This is a genomic window from Amycolatopsis sp. NPDC004378 (assembly GCF_053602455.1).
Map to the genome: position 1 here is coordinate 311,787 of NZ_JBSGDR010000008.1, position 22,953 is coordinate 334,739.

The 22,953-nt window shown below is 71.5% G+C and carries 23 protein-coding genes; 7 read left to right on the forward strand and 16 right to left on the reverse strand.

Annotation, left to right across the window (positions count from 1 at the left end; all coding sequences use genetic code 11):
- The first annotated feature begins 41 nt into the window (after nt 1–41).
- Nucleotides 42–1,487, forward strand: coding sequence for an aldehyde dehydrogenase family protein (locus ACWEN0_RS25030; protein WP_451978008.1), 1,446 nt, complete (start codon nt 42–44; stop codon nt 1,485–1,487).
- Here the strand turns inward: ACWEN0_RS25030 and ACWEN0_RS25035 are convergent.
- The 3 genes from ACWEN0_RS25035 to ACWEN0_RS25045 all read right to left on the reverse strand — a co-directional run bounded on the left by ACWEN0_RS25035 (nt 1,484) and on the right by ACWEN0_RS25045 (nt 5,545).
- Entirely contained in the window at nt 1,484–2,956 is a 1,473-nt protein-coding gene (locus tag ACWEN0_RS25035; RefSeq protein ID WP_451978011.1) for an FAD-binding oxidoreductase, read from the reverse strand. The two genes, ACWEN0_RS25030 and ACWEN0_RS25035, sit on opposite strands and share 4 nt — an antisense overlap.
- 161 nt (nt 2,957–3,117) lie before the next feature.
- Entirely contained in the window at nt 3,118–3,825 is a 708-nt protein-coding gene (locus tag ACWEN0_RS25040) for a maleylpyruvate isomerase N-terminal domain-containing protein (protein WP_451978014.1), read from the reverse strand.
- Nucleotides 3,826–3,835: 10 nt separating this feature from the next.
- Nucleotides 3,836–5,545: an FAD-dependent oxidoreductase gene (locus ACWEN0_RS25045; RefSeq protein ID WP_451978017.1), complete on the reverse strand. Its 1,710-nt coding sequence runs from the start codon at nt 5,543–5,545 to the stop codon at nt 3,836–3,838.
- 165 nt (nt 5,546–5,710) lie between these two features.
- Here ACWEN0_RS25045 and ACWEN0_RS25050 point away from each other — a divergent pair, with 165 nt between their 5' ends.
- Complete coding sequence (locus ACWEN0_RS25050) at nt 5,711–5,905, forward strand: DUF397 domain-containing protein (RefSeq protein ID WP_451978020.1); 195 nt, start codon at nt 5,711–5,713, stop codon at nt 5,903–5,905.
- Here the strand turns inward: ACWEN0_RS25050 and ACWEN0_RS25055 are convergent.
- The 4 genes from ACWEN0_RS25055 to guaB form a co-directional block, all read right to left on the reverse strand.
- Nucleotides 5,889–7,022: a GuaB3 family IMP dehydrogenase-related protein gene (locus tag ACWEN0_RS25055; RefSeq protein WP_451978023.1), complete on the reverse strand. Its 1,134-nt coding sequence runs from the start codon at nt 7,020–7,022 to the stop codon at nt 5,889–5,891. The two genes, ACWEN0_RS25050 and ACWEN0_RS25055, sit on opposite strands and share 17 nt — an antisense overlap.
- 92 nt (nt 7,023–7,114) lie before the next feature.
- Entirely contained in the window at nt 7,115–7,645 is a 531-nt protein-coding gene (locus tag ACWEN0_RS25060; RefSeq protein WP_451978026.1) for a hypothetical protein, read from the reverse strand.
- A 74-nt stretch (nt 7,646–7,719) separates the two neighbouring features.
- Nucleotides 7,720–8,163, reverse strand: coding sequence for a DUF3574 domain-containing protein (locus tag ACWEN0_RS25065; RefSeq protein ID WP_451978028.1), 444 nt, complete (start codon nt 8,161–8,163; stop codon nt 7,720–7,722).
- Nucleotides 8,164–8,214: 51 nt separating this feature from the next.
- Entirely contained in the window at nt 8,215–9,726 is a 1,512-nt protein-coding gene (gene guaB, locus ACWEN0_RS25070; RefSeq protein WP_451978031.1) for an IMP dehydrogenase, read from the reverse strand.
- 129 nt (nt 9,727–9,855) lie between these two features.
- Here guaB and ACWEN0_RS25075 point away from each other — a divergent pair, with 129 nt between their 5' ends.
- A complete protein-coding gene (locus ACWEN0_RS25075) occupies nt 9,856–10,251 on the forward strand; it encodes a DUF5319 domain-containing protein (protein WP_451978177.1) in 396 nt (131 codons plus the stop codon).
- Between the two features lie 77 nt (nt 10,252–10,328).
- Here the strand turns inward: ACWEN0_RS25075 and ACWEN0_RS25080 are convergent, their stop codons facing one another.
- The 5 genes from ACWEN0_RS25080 to ACWEN0_RS25100 form a co-directional block, all read right to left on the reverse strand.
- Nucleotides 10,329–11,270, reverse strand: coding sequence for an anti-sigma-D factor RsdA (locus ACWEN0_RS25080; RefSeq protein ID WP_451978034.1), 942 nt, complete (start codon nt 11,268–11,270; stop codon nt 10,329–10,331).
- Entirely contained in the window at nt 11,270–11,842 is a 573-nt protein-coding gene (locus ACWEN0_RS25085; protein ID WP_026468912.1) for a sigma-70 family RNA polymerase sigma factor, read from the reverse strand. Before ACWEN0_RS25085 ends, ACWEN0_RS25080 begins: the two co-directional genes overlap by 1 nt.
- A gap of 400 nt (nt 11,843–12,242) precedes the next feature.
- Nucleotides 12,243–12,839: a response regulator transcription factor gene (locus tag ACWEN0_RS25090; RefSeq protein ID WP_003073605.1), complete on the reverse strand. Its 597-nt coding sequence runs from the start codon at nt 12,837–12,839 to the stop codon at nt 12,243–12,245.
- A 131-nt stretch (nt 12,840–12,970) separates the two neighbouring features.
- Nucleotides 12,971–13,825 carry a hypothetical protein gene (locus tag ACWEN0_RS25095; protein WP_451978037.1) on the reverse strand — a complete coding sequence of 285 codons (855 nt, stop codon included), beginning with the start codon at nt 13,823–13,825 and terminating at the stop codon, nt 12,971–12,973.
- A 62-nt stretch (nt 13,826–13,887) separates the two neighbouring features.
- A complete protein-coding gene (locus ACWEN0_RS25100) occupies nt 13,888–14,832 on the reverse strand; it encodes a MerR family transcriptional regulator (protein WP_451978040.1) in 945 nt (314 codons plus the stop codon).
- 209 nt (nt 14,833–15,041) lie between these two features.
- Between ACWEN0_RS25100 and ACWEN0_RS25105 the strand changes: the two genes are divergently transcribed.
- Nucleotides 15,042–15,344: a WhiB family transcriptional regulator gene (locus ACWEN0_RS25105; protein ID WP_043792619.1), complete on the forward strand. Its 303-nt coding sequence runs from the start codon at nt 15,042–15,044 to the stop codon at nt 15,342–15,344.
- 111 nt (nt 15,345–15,455) lie between these two features.
- Here ACWEN0_RS25105 and groL read toward each other — a convergent pair whose 3' ends face one another.
- Entirely contained in the window at nt 15,456–17,069 is a 1,614-nt protein-coding gene (gene groL, locus ACWEN0_RS25110) for a chaperonin GroEL (RefSeq protein ID WP_451978043.1), read from the reverse strand.
- An 89-nt stretch (nt 17,070–17,158) separates the two neighbouring features.
- The gene (gene groES, locus ACWEN0_RS25115; protein WP_007031106.1) at nt 17,159–17,452 is read right to left on the reverse strand and encodes a co-chaperone GroES; all 294 of its coding nucleotides are present in this window, start codon (nt 17,450–17,452) and stop codon (nt 17,159–17,161) included.
- Between the two features lie 323 nt (nt 17,453–17,775).
- Between groES and ACWEN0_RS25120 the strand changes: the two genes are divergently transcribed.
- A complete protein-coding gene (locus ACWEN0_RS25120; protein WP_451978046.1) occupies nt 17,776–19,641 on the forward strand; it encodes an N-acetylmuramoyl-L-alanine amidase in 1,866 nt (621 codons plus the stop codon).
- A gap of 19 nt (nt 19,642–19,660) precedes the next feature.
- On the opposite strand, the gene ACWEN0_RS25125 is transcribed toward ACWEN0_RS25120, so the two are convergent.
- On the reverse strand, nt 19,661–21,037 hold the full coding sequence (locus ACWEN0_RS25125; protein ID WP_451978049.1) for a glycosyltransferase family 2 protein: 1,377 nt from the start codon (nt 21,035–21,037) through the stop codon (nt 19,661–19,663).
- A complete protein-coding gene (gene xrtP, locus ACWEN0_RS25130) occupies nt 21,034–21,543 on the reverse strand; it encodes an exosortase P (protein WP_451978180.1) in 510 nt (169 codons plus the stop codon). The genes ACWEN0_RS25125 and xrtP overlap by 4 nt, the downstream gene beginning before the upstream one ends.
- 364 nt (nt 21,544–21,907) lie before the next feature.
- On the opposite strand from xrtP, the gene ACWEN0_RS25135 reads away from it, so the two are divergent.
- Nucleotides 21,908–22,675, forward strand: a complete 768-nt coding sequence (locus ACWEN0_RS25135) for a choice-of-anchor P family protein (RefSeq protein WP_451978052.1) — start codon at nt 21,908–21,910, stop codon at nt 22,673–22,675.
- A 2-nt stretch (nt 22,676–22,677) separates the two neighbouring features.
- Entirely contained in the window at nt 22,678–22,857 is a 180-nt protein-coding gene (locus ACWEN0_RS25140; RefSeq protein ID WP_191315657.1) for an LPXTG cell wall anchor domain-containing protein, read from the forward strand.
- The last annotated feature ends 96 nt before the right edge of the window (nt 22,858–22,953 follow it).

The window sequence follows — 22,953 nt, forward strand, 5'->3', positions numbered from 1 at the left end:
CCGTCCGGGTGGGGGTTCCCACCCGCATTACGTTGGTGGGTATGGACACGATCACCCCCGAGCCGCGCCCCGCGTGGATCGCCGGCCGCCCGGAGGCGGGCGCCACCACCCTCGTCGTGCACCACCCGTACGACGGCAGCGAGGTCGCCACGGTCGCTGTGCCCGGGCCGGAGCAGGTCGAACGCGCGGTGACCGCGGCGGTGGCCGTCGCGAAGGAGCTTCGCAGCACGCCGGCGCACGTCCGCGCGGGCGCGCTCGAGCACGTCTCGCGCGTGCTCGCCGGGCGCGCCGAGGAAATCGCCGAAGTGATCACGGCCGAGAACGGCAAGCCGCTCAAGTGGGCCGAAGCCGAGGTCAAGCGGGCCGTTTCGGTGTTCCGCATCGCGGCCGAGGAGGCGCGCCGGTTCACCGGCGACGTCCAGCGCCTCGACACCGACCCCGCCGGCGAGGCGCGGCTGGCGCTGACCCGCCGCGTCCCGCGCGGGCCCGTGCTCGGCATCGCGCCGTTCAACTTCCCGCTCAACCTGGTGGCGCACAAGGTCGCGCCGTCGCTGGCGATCGGCGCGCCGATCATCGTCAAGCCCGCGCCGCGCACGCCGTTGTCGGCGCTGATCCTCGGCGAGGTCCTGGCCGAGACGGACCTGCCCGAGGGCTCGTTTTCCGTGCTGCCGCTGGGAAACGAGGAGACCCAGGCGCTCGTCGCGGACCCGCGGCTGCCCGTCGTGTCGTTCACCGGCTCGGGCCCGGTCGGCTGGTCGCTCAAGGACGCCGCACCGCGCAAGCACGTCGTGCTGGAGCTCGGCGGCAACGCGGCGGCCGTCGTGCTGCGCGACTGGCCCGACCCCGAAGGCGCCGCGCACCGCATCGCGACCTTCGGCAACTACCAGGCCGGCCAGTCCTGCATCGCCGTGCAGCGCGTGATCGTGGACGCCGCCGTGGCCGAGGAGTTCGTCCCCGCCCTGGTGGAGGCCGTGGAGTCGCAGCGGACGGGCGACCCGTACGACCGCAACACCGACGTCGGCCCGGTGGTCGACGAAGCCGCCGCCGAGCGGATCGTCGCGTGGGTCGACGAAGCCGTCGAGGCGGGCGCGAAGGTCCTCACCGGCGGTACCCGCGACGGTGCGACCGTCGCCCCCACGCTGCTCACCGACGTCCCGCCGGACACCAGGGCGTGGAACGAGGAGATCTTCGGGCCGGTGCTCGCGGTGTCCGTTGTGGACGGTGTCGACGAAGCCTTCCGCGCGGTCAACGAATCCGCGTACGGCCTGCAGGCCGGCGTCTTCACCACCGACGTCCAGCTCGCCTTCCACGCCTCGGCGGAGCTGGAGGTCGGCGGCGTGATCATCGGCGACGTCCCGTCCTACCGCGCCGACCAGATGCCCTACGGCGGCGTCAAGGGCTCCGGGGTCGGCCGCGAAGGCGTGCTCGCGGCGATGAACGACCTGACCGAGGAGCGCGTCACGGTCTTCACCGGCATCGACCTCTAGGCCTGGACGCCCTGCCCGAACCGGAAGACGTTGAAGGGGTCGTACTTCTTCGCGATGTCCCCGAGGCGTTTCGCGTTGTCGCCGTAGTAGGCGGCCTTCCAGTCGGGCAGGGCGGGGTCGATGTAGTTGACGTACCCGCCACCCGCGCCCGCCGCGGCCAGGCCCGCCACGACCTCGCCGATCGAATCCGCGACCTGCGAGCGCGTCTTCGTCGTCGCGGGCGCGTAGACCTGCACGCTCGCCAGCGCGTCGCGGTGCCAGAACGCCGTCGCGTCCTTCGCCGGCTCGGCGACCTTGCCGCCGAGGCCGTCGATGAGCAGGTCCATGCCCGCGCGCCCGTCGGCGAGCGCGACGACCTTCCCCGCGTCGACGGGGGACGTGATGATCCGCGACGACCCGAGGAACGACTGCCGTTCGGAACTGCCCGCGAAGTAGTTCATGGCGCCGAGGTAGTCCAGGCTCTTCACGGTCCGCTGCGTCGGGCGCGCGCCGGCGTTGGCCGTGAGGTTGTTCAGCAGCGTGTTCAGCCCGGACGCGCCGCCGACGTAACAGCCGCCGACGCGGCACTGCACGGGCGATCCGCCGGAGAGCACGCAGTTCGCCCACAGCTCCGGCGGCATCGCGGCGATCCACTGCTGCCACGCACCGAGCACATCGGCCGCCGAACCGGCCGGGAACCGCAGGGAGAACACCGTGACGTTCGGCGCGGGATCGGTGTCGAAGGTGAACTCGGTGACGATCCCGAAGTTGCCGCCACCCCCACCGCGCAGGGCCCAGAACAGGTCCGGCTCCGAGCTCGCCGACGCCGTCACCAGCTTGCCGTCGGCCGTGACGACCTGCGCGGAACTCAGGTGGTCGCAGGTCAGGCCGTACTTGCGGGAGAGCACGCCGATTCCGCCGCCGAGGGTCAGCCCGGCGATCCCGACCGTCGGGCAGGAGCCGGCGGGCAGCGCGCGCCCGGCCCGCGCCAGTCCGGCGTAGACGTCCTTGAGCTTCGCGCCGGCGCCGATCACGGCCTGCGTGCCCTGGACGTCCACGTTGTTCAGGGCGGAGACGTCGACGATCAGGCCGCCCTCGGGGACGGAGTAGCCCGCGTAGCTATGCCCGCCGCTGCGCGCGGCGAGCGTCAGCCGCCCGGCGGCCCCCTGGACGCAGGCCTGGACGTCCTGGGGCGTCGCCGCCGTCGCCACCGCGACCGGGTTGTTGCCGTCGAAGAGCGGGTTGAAGGCGTGCTTGGCCGTGTCGTAGCCGTCGCCGCCCGGGCGCAGCAGGCCGCCGGTCAGCTTGGTGCGCAGGTCGTCCCAGTTCGGCGGGCCGGTCGGCGGGCGCGAGATGGGCGGCCCGGACGTCGTCGGGAGCGGCGGCGCGGTCGAGGCCACGGGATCCGAAGGCGAGCCTGAGCCGCACGCGGCCGCGACGGCACCGGCCGCCGAGACGCCGGCGACCCGGAGGAACGCCCTTCTGTCCATACGGGGGTGGACGTGCGGCCGTCCGGCGGGTTGCCCGGTCACCGGACCGGCCTGCTCACGCTGTCCACATCGGACTCCTCGCTGCCGGGGACGCCCAGTTTAGGACCGGACCCGAGCGTCGCGCGCTCCCGACCGGTACACGGAGGACGGTCGCGGGAAGTTCACCCCCACGCGGGGATGCGCGGCACGGTCCCGTCGAGGCGCTCGCCGCCGGAGCGCCCGCTGAGCCAGGCCAGCAGCTCCCCCGCCGGCCCGGTGACGGTCGCCCCGGGCGCGGCCCCCATCGACCACTCGAACCCGTCGGCGGCCAGGCGCAGCGCGGGCAGGTGGGCGCCGCGGGAGACGATCGCGTGCTGGACGACGTCCTCGGTGAGCGGGCCGAGCAGGCCGAGCACCCGGTCGAGGTCGTAGCCCCGGTCGAGGTCGGCGAGGTGGATGGTCAGCTCGGACAGCCGCATCCGCGCGACGACGGTTCCGGTGACGGGCGCGCCCTGCCGGTTGCGGGCTTCGCGCGCCCAGGCGTCGTCCGGCATGGCGACGGCGTACTCCTCGAACCGCGCGGCGGAGGCGACGAAGTCGGCGAGGATGTCGGCGGCACCGCGCTGGGCGCCGGCCTCGATGTCCGCGTCACGGGCTTCCGCGCTGGCGTACATCGGCGTCTCGACGCCGGTGTTCGCCCAGGTCAGGAGGTTCTTGAGACCATCGGCGTTGCGGGCGACGTGCGCAAGCACGTGCGCCCGCGACCAGCCGGGCAACGCGCTGGGTTCGCGCAGCTCCGGTTCGCCGAGGCCCCCGATGGCCCGGGCCCATTCGTCGTCGAGCAGTTTGATCCCGTCGAGCAGCGCGTGTGCCTTCTCGGATGCCGTCACGGCCCCGAGTCTAGGACCGGCGCAGCGCCGCCGGTGCGTCCGCCGGAACCGCCGGGTTCTTCGGTGCGACCGGCTCCAGCCGGACATAGGCCGAGTCCTGGGCGGGGCGGGCGTCCGGCTCGCCCTTGTTAGGCCAGAACGAGAACGCCCGCTCGGCCTGGGCCGTGATCGTCAGGGACGGGTTCACGCCCAGGTTGGCCGTGATCGCCGCGCCGTCCACCACCGACAGGCCCGGGTAGCCGAACACCCGGTGGTACGGGTCGATGACGCCGTCTTCCGCGGTGGCGCCGATCGGGACGCCGCCGATGAAGTGGGCCGTCAGCGGGATGTCGAAGATCTCGCCCCACGTGCCGCCCGCGATGCCGCCGATGTGCTCCGCCGTGCGCTCGTTGGCCTCGTGGCCGGCCGGGATGAAGCTCGGGTTGGGCTCGCCGTGGCCCTGCTTGGACGTGTACTTGCGCCGTCCGAACAGGCCGCGCCGCGTGTACGTCGTGATCGAGTTGTCCAGGCTCTGCATCACCAGCAGGATCACCGTGCGCTCGCTCCAGCGGTAGCCGTTGAGCAGCTTCGCGGCCTGGACCGGGTGCTTGAGCATGAACGTGACCGCCTGGCGCCAGCGCGGCACCGGCGACGCGCCGTCGGTCGCGATCGTCTGCAGCAGGCTCATCGCGTTGCTGCCCTTGCCGTAGCGGACCGGTTCGATGTGGGTGTTGTCGTCCGGGTGGATCGACGACGTGATTGCGACCCCGCGGCTGAAGTTGCGGCTCTCGTCGACGTCCGTGCGGGCCGCGCCGATGATCGCCTCGGAGTTCGTCCGGGTCAGCTCGCCGAGCCGCTTCGACAGCTTCGGCAGCGTGCCGGTGTCCTTCATCTTGTGCAGCAGGTTCTGCGTGCCCCAGGTCCCCGCGGCGAAGACGACCTTCTCGGCCGTGATCGTCGTCCGGAACTTCTTCGAGGTCGTCCCGGTCTTCTTCAGGTCGACTTCGTACCCGCCGTCGACCGGCCGCACGGACGTCACCGTCGTCAGCGGGATGACCTTCGCGCCGTCCTGCTCGGCGAGGTAGAGGTAGTTCTTGACCAGCGTGTTCTTCGCGCCGACGCGGCAGCCGGTCATGCAGGAGCCGCACTCGGTGCAGCCGACGCGCTCGGGCCCGGCACCGCCGAAGTACGGGTCCGCCGCCCGTTCGCCGGGCTTGCCGAAGTAGACCCCGACGGGCGTCGCGTGGAAGGAACCCTCGACGCCCATGTCCTTCGCGACCTCGCGCATCACGACGTCCGACGGCGTGATGGTCGGGTTCGTGACGACCCCGAGCATCCGGCTCGCCTGGTCGTAGTGCGGCGCGAGCTCCGCCTCCCAGTCGGTGATGTGCGACCACTGCCGGTCGCGGTAGAACGGCTTGAGCGGCCGGTAGAGCGTGTTCGCGTAGACGAGCGACCCGCCGCCGACACCCGCGCCCGCCAGCACCATGACGTCGTTGAGCATGTGGATGCGCTGGATCCCGTAGCAGCCGACCTGCGGCGCCCACAGGTAGCGCTTGAGATCCCACGACGTCTTCGCGAACTCGTCGTCGGCGAACCTGCGTCCGGCCTCGACGACGGCTACGCGGTAGCCCTTCTCGGTGAGCCGCAGCGCCGCGACGCTGCCGCCGAACCCCGACCCCACCACGACGACGTCGTAGTCGGGGCCACCCGCACTGGTGGTGGTGTTACTGGCAGTCACACCTTGAGCGTAACCCGGGGTTCCCGTCCTGACCAGAGGTAAGTTACTGGCCAGTCACCCTTCTGGACGCTTTCGCGGCCCACGACCGTGGGTACTTTCCCAAGTGCTCGATGTCCACGTCGGCGATTCACCGCTGAGCGGGACACAATCCCAGGAGGCACCACGATGAGCCCACGAACGCTCACCGGTTGGCGCAAGTCGAGCCACAGCCACTTCGAGGAGAACGCCTGCGTCGAGATCGGCACCGGTCCCGGCGTCGTCGGCGTGCGGGACACGAAGCAACCCGCGCCCCGGCCGATCCTCGTCTACTCGACCGAGGCCTTCGCCGCGTTCTTGGCGCACCTCACCGACGGACGGTGAGGCCCACCCGCTGGAACTCCTTGAGGTCCGAGTACCCCGTCTTCGCCATCGCGCGGCGAAGCGCTCCGAAGAGGTTCACGACGCCTTCCGCGTCGGACGACGGCCCGAACAGCAGCGTCTTGAGGTCGACCGCGTAGTCCGGGCCCGCGGCCACGCGCGAGCGCGGCAGGGACGGGTGGGCGGCCGCCGCCGTCCAGTACAGGCCCTGACCCGGCGCGTCCTGGGCGGCCGCCAGCGGGGAGCCGAGCATCACGGCGTCCGCGCCGCAGGCGATCGCCTTCGCGATGTCGCCCGACGTCGTCATGCCGCCGTCGGCCAGCACGTGCACGTAGCGGCCGCCGGTCTCGTCGAGGTAGTCGCGGCGGGCGGCCGCGGCGTCGATGATCGCGGTGGCCATCGGGACGCCGATGCCGAGCACGCGGTCGGTGCTGGTGACGCCCGGCGTGTAGCCGTGGCCGACGATGACGCCCGCCGCGCCGGTGCGCATCAGGTGCATCGCCGTGCGGTAGTCGCTGACCCCGCCGGCGATCACCGGGACGTCGAGGCGGCCGATGAACTCCTTGAGGTTCAGCGGCTCGGCGTCGCGCTGGACGTGCTCGGCGGAGATGATCGTGCCCTGCACGACCAGGATCTCGACGCCGGCGGCGATGAGGTCCGGGGTCAGCTCGGCGGCGTGCTGCGGGCTGACGCGCGCGGCGACCGTGACGCCGGACTCGCGGACGGTCTTGATCGCCTCGGTCAGCAGGTCGAGCCGGATCGGCGCGGCGTGCAGCTCCTGCAGCACGCGGCCCACCGCGGTCGGGTCCTCGAGGTCCTCGGCGGCGCGGACCAGCTGGAAGATCGCGTCCTCGACGTTCGGGTGCCGCGCCCAGAGCCCTTCGGCGTTGAGCACACCCAGGCCACCCAGTTCGCCGACGGCGACCGCGGTGCCGGGCGACACGATGGCGTCGGTCGGGTGCGTGACCAGCGGCAGGTCGAAGCGGTAGGCATCGATCTGCCAGGAGGTGGACACCACCGACGACGACCGGGTCCGCCGCGAGGGCACGATCTCGACGTCGTCGAGGTCATAAGCCCGCCGCGCGGTGCGGCCCATCCCGATCTCGACCAGGTCCCGCACGTGAAGCCTCCTCCGACGACGACAATCTGCCGTGCCCCATTGTCGCTAGTCCGCGTGGGTGACCTGCGCACGGGGGTTGCAACCGGCCGGCGTCACACCCGCACGAAGACGACGACCGGGGCCAGCAGGGCGCCCAGGGCGAGCGCCAGCCAGGTCGCGACCGGCGGGTAGACGTTCAGCCGGACCGCGCCGAAGTACACCGCACCCAGGGAGAAGAGGGCCGCGAGGATGAGCAGCACCGGGCGCACCACGCCCGGCCGCAGGTCGACCACGCCGCCGCCGGCGTGCAGGTAGGCGATGCTGCCGTCCGCCGTCGAGATGTCGGCGACCACCGGCTGCCCGGCCGGCAGGTCGAGGCCCGGGTCGACGGCCGTGATGCGGTAGTGGCGTCCCTCGGCCGTGTCGATCGCGACGGTCTGGCTCACCGCCTGCTCGTCGCCGCCGACCGGGAGCGCGCCCCGCTCGTGGGACACGACGTGCCCTTCGACGCGGTAGGTGGGCGCGTCCCGGCCGGCGAGCACCTGGCACATCAGGCAGACGACCCCGCCGAGCGCCAGCGACACGAGCGCGACAGCCGTGAAGAACACCCTGCGCAGCACTCGCGTGAAGCGGCCGACCGTCATGCCCACCAGTGCACACCACGACGGCCACGCAAGGCGATAGGCCGATTACCGTAAGCACGCTAGGTTACGGAAACTCAGAACGAGACCTTCTCCACCGAGTCCGAACGCAGTACGGACTCCTGCTGGAACTGCTTTTCGTAGTCGGCGCGAAGGCCTTCGATCTCGCGCTCGGCGTCCCGGTCGGAGAACGGGTACAGCAGGACGATCACGTGCGTGTGCTCGCGGACGACCGCACCGGACGCACCGCGCCACTGGCCGCTGCCGTCGAGCCGGGTGAAGCCGTCCGGGAACGCCGGGGTGATCTCGCGGTCGGAAAAGGCGGCGAACTCCTTGTCGGACACCTCGGTGCCGTCCGGCTTGCCGGTGCCGAAGAACAGCTCGGTGCGCTTCCAGAGCTCACCGGGCGACTGCTGAACCTGCGGGGCCGGCGTGCTGTCCGCGGCGGCTGCCCCGCCGCCGAGCCCCAGCAGCGCCGCGGCGACGGCCGTGCTCGCGAGTGTCCGCCTCGAGATGGTCATGGGCCGAGTTTCCCGGCCCATGACCAGCCGAGGAATGATCGAAAGGGCGGACTAACGCGTCGTGTAGTTGGGGGCCTCGACGGTCATCGTGATGTCGTGCGGGTGGCTCTCCTTGAGCCCGGCCGCGGTGATCCGGACGAGCTGCGCCTCCTGCAGCTCGGCGATCGTGTTCGCGCCCGCGTAGCCCATGCCCGAGCGCAGGCCGCCGACGAGCTGGTGCACGACGTTGGCCAGCGGCCCGCGGAACGGGATCCGGCCTTCGATGCCCTCCGGGACCAGCTTGTCCTCGCTCAGCACGTCGTCCTGGGCGTAGCGGTCCTTCGAGTACGACTTCGCCTGGCCCCGCGACTGCATCGCACCGAGCGAGCCCATCCCGCGGTAGACCTTGAACTGCTTCCCGTTGACCAGGATCAGGTCGCCGGGCGACTCGGCGGTGCCGGCCAGCAGGCTGCCCAGCATGACCGTGGACGCGCCGGACGCGATCGCCTTCGCGATGTCGCCGGAATACTGGATGCCGCCGTCGCCGATCACCGGGACACCGGCCGGGCGGCACGCCTGGTCGGCCTCGTAGATCGCCGAGATCTGCGGCACGCCGACGCCCGCGACGATCCGGGTGGTGCAGATCGAGCCCGGGCCGACGCCGACCTTGACGCCGTCCGCGCCCGCGTCGACCAGGGCCTGCGCGCCCGCACGGGTCGCGACGTTGCCGCCGACGATGTCGACCGAGTCGCCCAGCTCCTTCTTCAGCAGCGTGACGGTGTCGACGACCGCGCGGGAGTGCCCGTGCGCGGTGTCGACCATCAGCACGTCGACGCCCGCGTCGGCCAGCGCCATCGCGCGCTTGTGGCCGTCCGGGCCGACGCCGACCGCGGCGCCGACGATCAGGCGGCCGTCCGGGTCCTTCGTCGCCTTCGGGTACTGCTCGGTCTTCACGAAGTCCTTGACCGTGATCAGCCCGCGCAGCTTGCCCGCGCCGTCGACGATCGGCAGCTTCTCGATCTTGTGCCGGCGCAGCAGGCCCAGCGCCGCGTCCGCGGAGACGCCGACCTGCGCGGTGACGAGCGGCGCCTTCGTCATGACCTCGGACACCGGGCGGCTGTGGTCGACCTCGAACCGCATGTCGCGGTTGGTGATGATGCCCACCAGCGCACCCGACGCGTCGGTCACCGGGACGCCGGAGATCCGGAACTTCGCGCACAGGGCGTCGACCTCGGCCAGCGTGGCGTCGGGCGAGCAGGTGACCGGGTCGGTGACCATGCCGGCCTCCGACCGCTTGACGACCTCGACCGCGGCGGCCTGCTCGTCGATCGGCAGGTTGCGCTGGAGGACGCCGATGCCGCCCTGCCGGGCCATGGCGATCGCCATCCGCGCCTCGGTGACGGTGTCCATCGCCGCGGACACCAGCGGGATGCCGAGGGTGATGTTCCGGGTCAGCCGGGAGCTCGTGTCGACGCCGCTGGGCACGACGTCCGATTCGGCGGGCAGCAGCAGCACGTCGTCGAAGGTCAGGCCGAGCATCGCGAACTTGGCCGGAACGGGGGCGGTGTTGCCGTCGCTGGTCATAGCGGGTGAAGGGCCTTCCTGGCGCGGGATGAGCGGGGTCGCTGTGGCGACCCGGAGCCTTCCCCTCATGATATCCGGCGGGCGGGCCTGCCCCGGGTGGTGGGCGAGGCGCCGGGACCGCCGGGTACCGTGCAGGCCGTGGCGCACGATGTCCTGCCTCCAGACCCGTTCGCGGACGACCCGGACGACCCGGCCCGCGCGTTCCTCGACCACGAGGACCGGCTGGACGAGCCGATCAGCGACCAGGAACGCACGGAGCTGCTGGCCGATCTCTCCGATCTGGCCGTCTACCAGGCCCTCCTCGAGCCCCGCGGGGTCCGCGGGATCGTTGTGGACTGCGGCGAATGCGACGAGCCGCACTACCACGACTGGCACCTGCTGCGGGCCAGCCTGGAGCAGCTGCTGGCCGACGGCCGGATGCGCCCCCACGAGCCGGCGTTCGACCCGAACCCGGGCGACTACGTGAGCTGGGACTACTGCCGGGGCTTCGCCGACGGCGTGACGGCCAACGAAAGCGCCTACTGACGTTGTGAAAAAGGCCCTGGTGAGCTTGCTCACCAGGGCCTTTTCAGTGGTCCAGCCAGATGGCCGCCCGCGTTCTCTTACTGGCCTCCGGCCACGCTCTGCCCGGTGCCGCCGACCGAGGACTCGCTGCGCGGCGTGCCCGCACCCGGGTCGTTGCCGCTCGCGGCGGTCGTGGTCGGCGTCGTCGGCGTCGTCGGCGGGGGCTCGGTCGTCGGCGGCGGGGGTGTCGGAGTCGGCGTACCCGTGCCCGGGAGGCTCGTCGTGCCGCTGCCGCTGCCCGGGATCGACGTCGCGGAGCCGGCCGGCGGCACCTGCGTGGCCGAGCCGCCCGGGGGGACCTGCGGCGTCGAAGTCTTGGTGGGGCCCTGGACCGGCGCTTCCGGGTTCTGCAGCTGTGCGGCGAGCTGCCGGTGCTGCTCCATCAGCTGGTCGCGGTTGTCCTCGGCGCTGACCTGCGACAACGCGGCCTGGGCGGCGTCAAGGGCTTCGCGCGCGGCGTCGAGGTTGCCGCCGGCGATGGCCAGGTTGGCCTTCTCCAGGTCGAGTTTCGCGTTCGCGGCCGCCTCGACCGAGCGGGTGTGATCGGAGTACAGGACCTTCGCGAGGCCCCAGAGGGTGTCGCCGGGTTGTGCGGAGCGCGCGGCCAGCCCGGTGCCCGTGAACGCGATCGCCAGCACGGCGGCGGCGACGGCGACCGGGACGAGCAGCCTGCGGCGGCGTCCGCCCGACGCGTGCTTCTGCGCGAGGTTGGCGGTGGTGACGGTCCGCACAGCGGTGTCGACGTCGACCAGTTCGGCCAGCGGCTCACTGTCGATGTCTCTTCGCCACGCCACCAGCAACGCGTTGAGCTCCTGGTCGCCGAGTCCGTCGGCCAGCGCCGGGTCGGACCCGCCGAGAGCGTCGAGCAGCGCGTCGTCCGCCTGGACCGCCGACAGGTCGGCGGCGAACTCCGCCTCCGATGCCGACAAGCCACTGCCGAAGACGTCGTCGGGCTCGAAACCTCTCTCGTGACCGGTCACTAGATCACCTCCTCCGCGGCCAGGACCTTTCTCAGCCGCGCGAGGGCGCGGTGCTGGGCGACGCGGACGGCGCCGGGCGTGGAGCCGACCGCGTCCGCGGTCTCCTCCGCCGACAGGCCGACGACCACGCGCAGCACCACGATCTCCCGCTGCTTGTCCGGCAGCACCTGCAACAACTGGGACATCCGCTCGTTCAGCTCACCTTGCAGCGCCCGCTGCTCGGGGCCGACCCCGCCTTCGACTTCGTCGGGGATCTCGGCCACCGGCTCGGCTCGGTTGCGCGCCGCCGCGCGGTGCGCGTCGGCGACCTTGTGCTGGGCGATTCCGTAGACGAACGCCAGGAAAGGGCGGCCTTGGTCGCGGTACGAGGGCAATGCCGTTAGCACCGCGAGACACACCTCCTGCGCAACGTCGTCCGCCGAAGCGAACGATCGCTCCTGCCTGCCAACCCGGGCGCGGCAATACCGCACTACCAGTGGACGGATAGCAGCCAGCAGCCGCTCCACTGCCTGGGGATCTCCCTCGACAGCAGCGGCGACCGGCTCATCCAGTCCATCCCCCACATTGGCCATCGCAGACAACAGTCCCAGTGTTACGTGTAGGCGTGCAAAGAATCCGGCCCGTGGTTGCCCTCCACCGCGCACCGGTGACCGCTACCGTACCTGCGGCCCGCCTCGGGCCGACGCGCGCGGTACTCACCGGCGCGCCGCGACCTCCGGAGGCGCGGAAATACGGATTGTCCAGCTGGCTCGCGGTCGACAACGTCGAATCAACGAGCGAACGGCGTCGCGGGTACGGGATCCGTCGGAGGGACGGGGGCCAGGACGGGAATCCGTCCGGGCGGCTGCCCTTGCGGGCGCCGGAGTGTGATGGGGACCACACAGGTACGGGCCAGGGCGGTGCCGCCCTGGCCCGTCGTCACCTGTATTCCGGCCGTGTCAGGATCGAGGAGAGTGCCGCGGGGACGGGAGGTCAGCTGACCAGGCCGCGACGGAAGCCGTGAGCCACGGCCTGCGCGCGGTCGCGCACGCCGAGCTTGCGGAACAGCCGCCGGGCGTGGGTCTTGACCGTGTCCTCGGACAGGTACAGCTCGCGGCCGATCTGGCCGTTGCTCTTGCCCTGGCTCATCCCGCGGAGCACCTGAAGCTCGCGCTCGGTCAGCTGGACGCCCGGGTCGGACGGCTGACGGGGCGCGGGCACCGAGGTGCTCGCCAGGGTGTGGGCCAGCGCGGCGACCAGCTCCGGCCGGGACGCGTCCCAGCGGAGGTAGCCGCGGGCACCGCCGGCGATCGCGGCGGCGATGCTGCCCGCGTCGTCCGGGGCGCCGAAGACGATGACGTTCGCCTGGGGGTTGGCCGAGACGAGCCGCCGGGTGGCTTCGACACCTGTCGGGACCGCGCGTTGGGTTCCGACCAGCACGACGTCGACGGGCTGACGGGAGTACCGGGCCAGCAGCTCGTCACCGTGCGCTACGCAGTCGATGCGACTGACCCCAGGGACCGCGGACATCACTCGGGTGAGCCCTTCACGGACACTGCGTCGGTCGTCGCAGATCAAGACCGTCGTCACGGGGTTTCCTTCCTGCAGCCGGGTGACATTCCACTTCCCCTATCGGACGCTTTAGCCCGAACCTTGACACGATCCGGTGGCTTTTTTTGAAGTTTCTTAGCCCGGATGCCGGAACACCCCATTCCGACGGCTCAACCACCCGGGGCGGGCACCCATGGCGATTCCCCCGCGATCCTCCTCCCGCAAGGATCTGCGCTTCGTAACACTGCGTGCAACACCTCTGCCACTCTGAATCGATACTCCTCGGCGTGTCCAGGGCGCAGATCGGCCATCACGAGCGCCGCCGGCCACGAAAGTGAAAGCAGTTCGCATTCCTCGGCGGTCGCCATTGCATTTCCGACAAGACCGTCCGAAATCTTCCGGTGATCGGGAGCCCCGGCGGCCAGCAGGGCCACGGCCAGCACAATCCCGGATTTCACCGCGTGCCGCCGGGCACCGCGCTCGACAGCGGTTTCGAAAGCGCGCTCGGCGTGCGGCACGGCGGCGCCGCCCTGACCTGCGGCGAGCTCGATCTCGGCGCCGACCCAGCCGCCCCGGACCCGGGCCCGCCACCCGGCGTGCTGCCTGGCGGCCCTGGCGGCCAGGCGCCGCGCGGCCGTGAGCCGGCCGAGGGCGAGGTTGTCGGCGGCCAGGCCGAGGAGGGCGTCGGCCCTCGCGCCCGCGGCGTCGAGACCGTCGGGGTCGGGCGCGCTCGTCAAGGGCGCGGCCTTCGCGAACGCCTCGCCGTCGAGCGCACGCGCCTGGCGGTGCCCGCCCAGCTGCCGCCGGTGGGCGGCGAGGGTGCTGGCGGCGAGGGACGCCTCGAGCGGGTCGGTCTCCCGCCGGAGGGCGTCGAGGAGGGTCGCGGCGGCCGCGTACCGGCCCTGGGCGCCGAGTACGACGGCGGCGAGGAGCCGTTCCCGCGGGGAGCCGTCGCCGCGGGTGGCGGCGGGCTCGGGCAGCGGGTCGCCCCCGAAGGCGGCGGCCCGGAGGGCGGGTTCGTGCACCCGTCCTTTCTAGCGGGTGGGACCGACAAGAACCGGATCGGCGTGACCGGGTTCGCGACCCGCTACCGGCGGCCGCCCACCAGGACGTGCTCGATCCGGTCGGCCGCCTCCGGCAGGTCGGGCAGCAGCTCCACCTTGTCCGGCAGGCCCGCCGGGTCCCACCCGGGCCCGCACGCGAACAGCCGGCTCCGCTGCCGCCCGCGCGACACCCGCGCGAACAGCCTCGTGTCCGCCACGCCGCGGCGGTGCGCCCACAGCACCACGGCCGCCGGGGCGCTCCGGCGCACGGCCACCGCCAGGACCTCCGCCGGCAGCGGCACGCCGAACAGCTGGGCGCCGATCCGCCGTCCGGCCAGGGACGCGGCCAGCGCGTACATCGGCATCGAATCCCGCTCGTCCGGGACGCAGCCCAGGAGCACCGGGCGGGTGTTGCGGGGTTCGTCCAGCACCGGGGTCGCGCGGACGAGCGCCGCGAACACGCACTCCGCGAGCAGGTACTCGACCTCGGCGCCCGCGCTCGCCCCGCGCCAGCGGGCACCCAGCGCCGAGAGCACCGGTTCGATCACGCCCGTCCACGCCGCGAGCACGCCCAGCTCGCCGATGGTGTCCGCGAGCATGCGCTGGACCGCGCCGACGTCCATCGCCAGCGCCGCCGTGCTCAGCCGGCGGGCCAGCCGGGACCGGACCTCGAGGCCGTCGTCGGCGACCGAGGTCCCCGGAGGCTCGTCGGGCTCCTCCGGCTGCGGCGGGCCGGAGCGCGGCATCTGTTCGAGGGCGTAGCGCGCGGCCTCGGCCGTCGACGCGCCGCTCAGCAGCGCGCGCTGCATGAGTTCGAGCCGGCCGATGTCGGAGCTGCCGTAGCGGCGGTGCCTGCCGTCGGTGTGGCGGCTGGGACCGAGCCCGTAGCGGCGGTCCCAGGTACGGAGGGTGGACGGGGCGACCCCGAGCCGGCGAGCGACCGAGGCCACCGGCAGGGTGGGTTCTTCGGTGCCCGACCCAGCTCCCACGAGCCTCAATATCCAGGCACTCAGCGGAGTCGGCAACCGGAGGCGAAACCCCTGCTCACACATCCGGGGGATGCCTAACGGCTGAATCGAACCGAATCTCTTGAACAACTATTGGCGCGCTTCTAACGTTACCGCCGTTGCACCGAATGGAGTATCGGCACCACAGCAGAGCAGCTAGCGGCATCGACCGATTGACGGAGGCGGTCAGGATGGCAGACACGCGCAGGCTCCCAGGACCCAACGCCGACATGTGGGACTGGCAGCTCGAAGGGTCGTGCCGGGGGATGGACAGCGCGTCCTTCTTTCACCCGGACGGCGAGCGCGGCCCGGCGCGGGCACGGCGGGAGGCCAGGGCGAAGGCGGTCTGCCTGAGCTGTCCCGTCCTGGAGATGTGCCGCAGCCACGCGCTGGCGGTGCACGAGCCCTACGGCATCTGGGGCGGGCTTTCGGAGTCCGAACGCGAGCACCTCATCAAGTCCGACAAACGCGCGCTCAGCATGTCCGGCGGCTGAGCGCCCCACAGACATCGGAGGGCGGCACCGGGTGGGGTGCCGCCCTCCGTGCTGTTCGGGGCATGAGAAACGGGGCGGCACGCGTGCCGCCCCGTTCCCGTGGAAAACGCGTCAGTGCGAGTGGCCGTGGCCCGCCGCGGCGGGCTCTTCCTCGACCGGCTTCTCGACGACCGACGACTCCGTCGTCAGCACGAGGCGCGCGATCGAAGCGGCGTTCGCCACCGCGGACCGGGTCACCTTGACCGGGTCGACGATGCCGGCGGCCAGCAGGTCGGTCAGCTCGCCGGTGGCGGCGTTGAAGCCCTGCCCCCAGCCCTGCTCCTGCACCTTGTTGACGATGACCGCGCCCTCGTGGCCCGCGTTGGTCGCGATCCAGAACAGCGGCGCCGTCAGCGCGTCCTTGACGATGCGCACACCGGTGGCCTCGTCGCCCTCCAGGCCCAGGCCGTCCTCGAGCTCCTTGACCGCGTGGACCAGCGCCGAACCGCCGCCGGGCAGGATGCCCTCCTCGACGGCCGCCTTGGTCGAAGCCACGGCGTCCTCGATGCGGTGCTTGCGCTCGTTCAGCTCGGTCTCGGTGGCCGCGCCGACCTTGATGACCGCGACGCCGCCGCCGAGCTTCGCGAGCCGCTCCTGCAGCTTCTCGCGGTCCCAGTCGGAGTCGGTCGTCTCGATCTCCTTGCGGATCTGCGCGACCCGCCCGGCGATGTCGTCCTTCGAACCGGCACCGTCGACGATCGTGGTGTCGTCCTTGGTGACGACGATCCGGCGGGCCTGGCCGAGCGCGCCGAGGTCGACGTCGGACAGCTTGCGGCCGATCTCCGCGGAGATGACCTCGCCACCGGTGACGACCGCGAGGTCGTCCAGGAACGCCTTGCGGCGGTCGCCGAAGAACGGCGCCTTGACCGCGACGGCGGTGATCGTCTTGCGCAGCGAGTTCACCACGAGGGTGGACAGCGCTTCGCCGTCGACGTCCTCGGCGATGATCAGCAGCGGCTTCTTGGCCTCGACGACCTTCTCGAGCACCGGGAGCAGGTCGGCCAGCGCCGAGATCTTCTCGCGGTGCAGCAGGACGTAGGCGTCCTCGAGGATCGCCTTCTGCTCCTCAGGGTTGGTCGCGAAGTGCGCCGAGAGGAAGCCCTTGTCGAACTGGACACCCTCGGTGATCACCAGCTCGGTCGCCAGGGTCGACGACTCCTCGATGGTGATGACGCCGTCCTCGCCGACCTTCTCGACGGCTTCGCCGAGCAGGGCTCCGATGTTGGCGTCGCGCGAGGTCACGGTGCCGACCTGGGCGATGCTCTCGCGGCCCTTGACCGGGGTGGCCTTGCTCTTGAGGATCTCGACGACCTTGTCCGCGGCGGCCTCGATGCCGCGGCCGATGGACGTCGGGTTGGCGCCGGCCGCGACGTTGCGCAGGCCGACCTTCACCAGCGACTGCGCCAGCACGGTCGCGGTCGTGGTGCCGTCGCCGGCGACGTCGTTGGTCTTGGTGGCGACGCTCTTGGCGAGCTGCGCGCCGAGGTTCTCGAACGGGTCGTCGAGGTCGACCTCACGGGCGACGGTCACGCCGTCGAGGGTGATGGTCGGGCCGCCGAACTTCTTGTCGAGCACGACGTGGCGACCGCGCGGGCCGAGGGTGACCTTGACGGCGTCGGCGAGCTTGTTCACCCCGCGCTCCAGCGCGCGACGAGCGTCCTCGTCGAAACTGATCTGCTTGGGCATAGCGTGTTCCGCTTACCTTTCTCTGAACGCAAGAACGCCCCGCTCCCCGGTGTTGCGGGGCCCGGGGCGTCATGCGCTGCGAGCGGTCGTCAGTTGATGACGGCCAGCACGTCGCGGGCGGACAGGATGAGGTAGTCCTCACCGTTGTACTTGACCTCGGTGCCGCCGTACTTCGAGTAGATGACGACGTCGCCGACGCTCACGTCCAGCGGGACGCGGTTGCCCTTGTCGTCGATCCGGCCCGGGCCCACGGCCAGAACCTTGCCCTCCTGGGGCTTCTCCTTGGCGGTGTCGGGGATGACGAGGCCGGAAGCGGTCGTCTCCTCGGCCTCGCTCGTCTGGACAACGATCTTGTCCTCGAGCGGCTTGATGTTCACGCTCACCGGGTTGACCTCCACGGTCGTCGAAAGCGTTGGCAGGATGTGGTTACGGCTCTACCACCCCCGCCGTCGCGGGTGCCGGGGCTGTCGGGCCGTGCGATTAGCACTCTAGCCACGTGAGTGCCAGCTTCGCAAGGAGGGTGGCCGCGGGCGGGTCGAACGGGCGCGCAGGCGGTCTGACCGGCCGCTTTCACCCCACCGCGGCACCGAGGGCCGACGACCGGTCCCCGAGCCGCTCAGGGCGCGATTGGGCCGTGTTGGCCTCTACCCCCGGCGTGAGTTTCTGGTTAGGTTCTCACCGTCTGGCACCTGAACCCTGGGGGTTTATGCCCATGTCCCTCCCGAGAACGGCGGCGCTGGTCGCCGCCGCCACCCTCCTCACCTGGCTGGCCGCCGCGCCTGCCCAGGCCACCACCCGAGACCAGCGGCAGCGGGACTTCGCCGCCGCCGCGAGCGAGTTCGGTGTTCCCGAGAACGTCCTGCTCGGCGTCTCCTACCTCGAGTCCCGGTGGGACTTCAACGGCGGGACGCCCAGCACCGCCGCCGGGTACGGGCCGATGCACCTGACCGACGTGCGGGAGGCCGGCGTCGCCACCTCCCACCACGACGAGGGCACCGAAGACCCGCGTGGCGACGACGCGCGGCCCGCGCTGCACCCGCAGGCCGGGCCCGCCGTGCCGCCCGCCGGGCTGCAGACCGTCGACGAGGCCGCGCAGCTCATCGGCCAGGACGCCGGGACGCTCCGCAGCGACCCGGCGCAGAACATCCGGGGCGGCGCCGCCCTGCTGGCGAAGGACCACGCCGGAACGGCCAGCTGGTACGACGCCGTCGCGAAGTACAGCGGATCCACCGGAGACGCCGCGAAGACGTTCGCCGACGAGGTCTTCGACACCGTCCGGACCGGGGTCGCCCGGACCACCGACGACGGCCAGCAGGTCAGCCTGGCCCCGACGCCCGACGTGCGGACCCCGCCGCACGAGCAGGGCCAGACCGGCCTCGAGTGCCCGCGGACCGTCACCTGCGAGTCGGTCCCCGCGCCCTACCAGGAGCTGCCGAACGACGACTACGGCAACCACGACCTCGCGAACCGGCCGGTGAGCCAGAAGATCGACCACATCGTCATCCACGACACCGAGGGCTACTGGGACAGCGTCCTCAAGCTCGCCCAGGACCCGACGTACGTGAGCTGGCACTACACCGTCCGCTCGAACGACGGCCTGATCGCCCAGCACGTGCCGACCAAGGACGTCGCCTGGCACGCGGGCAACTGGTACGTCAACGCGAAGTCCATCGGCGTCGAGCACGAAGGCTTCGCCGCGAAGGGCACCTGGTACACCGAGGCGATGTACCGCTCGAGCGCGAAGCTCGTCGGCTACCTCGCGCGCAAGTACGGCATCCCGCTCGACCGGGCGCACATCATCGGCCACGACAACGTGCCGGGCACGATCCCGTCGACGATCAAGGGCATGCACTGGGACCCGGGCCCCTACTGGGACTGGTCGCACTACTTCGACCTGCTCGGCGCGCCGCTCGGCGGGTTCGGCCGGCCCGGCTCGTCGCTGGTCACGATCGACCCGGACTTCGCGAAGAACCAGCCGATCTTCACCGGTTGCGACACCGCCGGCCAGCCGTGTGCCGCGCGGGGCTCGGAAGCCGTCGTGCTGCACAGCGAGCCCAGTGAGACCTCGCCGCTGCTGAAGGACGTCGGCCTCCACCCCGACGGGACACCGTCCACGATGGACGTCGCGGACGTCGGCAGCCGCGTCGCGACCGGGCAGCAGTACGCCGTCGCGGACGTCAGCGGTGACTGGACGGCCATCTGGTACCTCGGCCAGAAGGGCTGGTTCCACAACCCGCGCGACGCCCGCGTCGCGAAGCCCGCGATCGGCTGGGTCGTCACCCCGAAGCCCGGCCTCGCGACGGTGCCGGTCTACGGGCGCGCCTACCCCGAGCCCGAGGCCTACCCGGCGAACGTGCCGGTGCAGGCCATCACGCCGTTGCCGTACACGCTGTCGGCGGGCCAGAAGTACTCGTCGGCCGGGACGGTCGGGTCGGAGTACTACTACGCGGTGACGTTCGACCTCGCCGACCACGTGGTGGTCAAGGGCAAGCTCGAGTACGTCCAGATCCAGTTCGGGCACCGGATCGCGTTCGTCAAGGCGGACGACGTCCGGTTCCTGCCGGCGTTCTGACCGGCGGCGGAGGTCGCGCTCACGCGTCGAGCGCGACCTTCGCCCCGGCCGCCTGTTCGGTGTTGCGGCGCGTCTTCGCCCAGCCGTTGCGGCGGCGCACCAGCCGGAACAACGCACGCCACGACGTCACGTAGAACGTGTAGATGTACGCCGCGTACGCGAAGCCGAGCCCGATGCCGCGCAGGACGTTCTTGCTGCGCAGGCACTTCAGCTGGTAGATCGGGCCCCAGACGAGGAACGGCAGCAGCCCGAACGAGCCGTAGATGGCGAACAGGATCCACGCGCCGCCGGTGAACCACGCCCACATCTGCGCCGGGTCGCCCGCGGTGCTCACCACCAGCAGGACGAACGGGATCGGGTACAGCAGCGAGCCGAGCAGCTGCAGCCACGGCTGGGCCAGGTAGTACATCATCTCCGCCGCGCCGAGCGTGCTGACGTGCGGCGAGTCCCAGATCCGCCGGAGGTACCGCGCGCACTGCATGGTGCCCTGGCCCCACCGCGTGCGCTGCACCAGGAACCGCCGCAGGCTGTACAGACCTTCCTGCGCCACATGGGAATCCGGGGTGAACCCGGTGCGCCAGCCTTCCGTCAGCAGGTGGACGCCGAGCTCGAAGTCCTCCAGCAGCGAGCCGCGCCACGGCTGGTCGTCGGGGCCCGCGATGGAGTCGAGGGCGGTGAGCCGGGTGAACTGGCCGTTGCCGCCCATGGAGATCGTGCCGGTGAAGCCGCGGGACGTCTGGATCGCCGCGATGGCCGTCCGGAACTCCAGGTCCTGCAACTGCGCGAGCTTCAGGCCGAACCAGCGGCCGACCGGGTTCCGCGACGGCGGCGGCGTCGCGACGTTGCTCATCCGGACGTCCAGCTGGACCGCGCCGATCCCCGGGTCGCCGAAGAGGTGCCCGGCCGCGCACACGTCCAGGCAGTTCGGCGCCGGCCGGCCGTCGGCGTCGACCACCACCACGACGACGTCGTCGCGCGAGGCGTCCGGGCCCATCCAGTCGTTCAGGGCCCGGTACGCGGCGTTGAGCGCGTCGCCCTTGCCGGTGCGGGCTTCGGGTCGCACGCGCGGCACCAGGTGCAGGTACGGGTCGTAGCCGCCGTGCCGCCGCCACAGCATCCGGACGACGCGGGCGGTCCGGTCCTCGGAGTCGTCGTCGACGACCCAGACGTGCGCCTTGCGGAACGTCGTGCGCAGGTAGCGGATGGTGTCGCGGATGACGGCCTCTTCGTCGCGGCACGGCACGAAGAAGTGCCACGTGAAGTCGGCCGCGTCGCCGACCGGGCCGGGCTTGCGGCGCAGGTACGGCACCACGATGAGGACGACGTAGACGAGGAACGCCACGCTCATCGTCAGCGCGAACGCCTGCGTGATCGCCAGCAGGACCTTGACGCTCATGCGGTCTTCTTCCGCGTGGCGAGCCAGACGAACAGCACCAGCGAGACGGCGCCACCGAGCACGCTCACCATGGAGCCGAGCAGCGTGTGGCCCCAGTAGTAGCCCTCGTCGGTGCCGAACCCGTGGACGAGCCCGACGATCGTGAGAATGCGCAGCTGGTTCACCAGCACGACGACGAGCGCGGAAACGCCGAGCGAAAAGAACAGCCGTTTCGCATTGCCCGGCCGGAAGTACAGCATGACCATGGTGACAACGAGCAGTGGCAGTAAAAGGAACGCCGACGAACATTCCGGCGTCATTCTCAACCCGAACGGAGCAGCGCTGCTCAACCCAAAGTAAACGGACTCCCGATCGGGGGCGACATAAACACCCGATGTAGTGATGACTTCGAGGATCGCGCCGGCGAGGCGCACTTCCAGTTCGCGGTAGAACCGCTCGCCCAGCACCAGCACGACGCCCGCGGCCGCCAGCGCGCTCAGCGCCACGACCAGCGAAAACCGTGCCATGCCTGCGTTCGGAGCGCTCGCTACGGCCACGACGGTCCTCTCGGTCTGGGTTCTTCGGTCAAGCTGCGGACCCCCGGGCGAGCGTAAGACACGACCGTGCCCCGGCTCTACCCGGAGGTGTGGTTTAAGCGGCCATTCGGCAAATGTCGCGGCGAACTTGCTAGGCCGACCGGGTGATGCTTCACGCGACCTGCAGGAACGTCCTCCGGGAATACCCAATGCGGTGATTCGGCGAATTTGGTGTGCTATTCCGGCCTCGCTTGGCGATAGTCGATTCGCGTGCCGAGTCGAGGCAAGCCGGGTCGATCCGCGCCACCGTCACGCACCCAACCCGGACAACCCAGCGAATTCGGAGGACCAGTAGATGAAGAGCTCCCTCGTGCGCCGCGGCGGCCTGCTCGCCGCGGTCGTGGCGAGCGTCGTGCTCGCCGGCGCGGCCCCCGCTTCGGCGGCCCCCGGCGACGGGTCGGCGTACGGCGTGAACGTCGACGTCACCCTGCTCGGCCAGCCGGCCGTCAAGGCGGGCCCGCTCGCCGCCGCGAACACCGCGGGCCCGACGACCAGCACGCTGGCCAGCGTCGGCCTGACCGGGATCCTGAGCACCGGCGTGATCACCACCGAAGCCAAGCGGGACGACAACTCCGGCTCGGTGACGGCGAAGGCGAGCACGGCCGACGTCGGCCTGCCGCTGCTCAAGGCCCTCGGGAACAACGTCGGCGCCAAGGCCGTGGAAGCGGTCTGCACGGCGACCCAGGAAGGCGTCAAGGGCAGCACCACGCTGGTCGGCGCGAACCTCGGCAGCGCCGGCGCGGTCGACGCCACCCCGGCGCCGAACACGCAGGTCAAGGTGGCGATCGCCGGGATCAACGTCGCGACGGTCATCCTCAACGAGCAGATCCGGAACAAGGACGGCAGCCTCACGGTCAACGCCCTCCACGTGAAGCTGCTCGGCGGGGTCGTCGGCGCGCTCGGCTCGGGTGACGTCATCGTGTCGTCGGCTACGTGCGGCCCGGCCGCGCCGCCGATGCCGCTGGCCTCCGGTGCCGGCCTGTGGATCGGGCTCGGGCTGCTCGGCGCGATCGCCGTGCCGTTCGGGACGCGCATCTACCGTCGCCGCACCGCCCGGGTCTGACCGTGTACAAGATGCCGGGCGCGGGCGTCGGCGTGGCCGGGGGTGGCGTGGGCACCCTCGCCGCCACCGGCGCCGACATCGGGTGGTGGCTGGCCGTCGGCGTGCTCCTGGTCCTGCTCGGGACCGTCGCGCTGATCGCCGTCCACCGCCGCAACCGCCGCCTCTCCCGGGCGCGGGAATAGGGAAACGGCCGTCGGCGTGCGCCCCTCGCACGCCGGCGGCCCCCTTGAGAGAAATTTTCCTGGACACTGGACTATGTGGAGAAGGGGCACCGCGGG

Excerpts from the sequence above, each read along its gene's own strand:
- ACWEN0_RS25030 (WP_451978008.1), top strand. The coding sequence starts at position 42 with ATGGACACGATCACCCCCGAGCCGCGCCCCGCGTGGATCGCCGGCCGC.
- ACWEN0_RS25035 (WP_451978011.1), bottom strand. The coding sequence starts at position 2,956 with ATGGACAGAAGGGCGTTCCTCCGGGTCGCCGGCGTCTCGGCGGCCGGT.
- ACWEN0_RS25050 (WP_451978020.1), top strand. The coding sequence starts at position 5,711 with ATGAGCCCACGAACGCTCACCGGTTGGCGCAAGTCGAGCCACAGCCAC.
- ACWEN0_RS25060 (WP_451978026.1), bottom strand. The coding sequence starts at position 7,645 with ATGACGGTCGGCCGCTTCACGCGAGTGCTGCGCAGGGTGTTCTTCACG.
- ACWEN0_RS25065 (WP_451978028.1), bottom strand. The coding sequence starts at position 8,163 with ATGACCATCTCGAGGCGGACACTCGCGAGCACGGCCGTCGCCGCGGCG.
- guaB (WP_451978031.1), bottom strand. The coding sequence starts at position 9,726 with ATGACCAGCGACGGCAACACCGCCCCCGTTCCGGCCAAGTTCGCGATG.
- ACWEN0_RS25085 (WP_026468912.1), bottom strand. The coding sequence starts at position 11,842 with ATGGCCAATGTGGGGGATGGACTGGATGAGCCGGTCGCCGCTGCTGTC.
- ACWEN0_RS25105 (WP_043792619.1), top strand. The coding sequence starts at position 15,042 with ATGGCAGACACGCGCAGGCTCCCAGGACCCAACGCCGACATGTGGGAC.
- groL (WP_451978043.1), bottom strand. The coding sequence starts at position 17,069 with ATGCCCAAGCAGATCAGTTTCGACGAGGACGCTCGTCGCGCGCTGGAG.
- ACWEN0_RS25120 (WP_451978046.1), top strand. The coding sequence starts at position 17,776 with ATGCCCATGTCCCTCCCGAGAACGGCGGCGCTGGTCGCCGCCGCCACC.
- ACWEN0_RS25125 (WP_451978049.1), bottom strand. The coding sequence starts at position 21,037 with ATGAGCGTCAAGGTCCTGCTGGCGATCACGCAGGCGTTCGCGCTGACG.
- xrtP (WP_451978180.1), bottom strand. The coding sequence starts at position 21,543 with ATGGCACGGTTTTCGCTGGTCGTGGCGCTGAGCGCGCTGGCGGCCGCG.
- ACWEN0_RS25135 (WP_451978052.1), top strand. The coding sequence starts at position 21,908 with ATGAAGAGCTCCCTCGTGCGCCGCGGCGGCCTGCTCGCCGCGGTCGTG.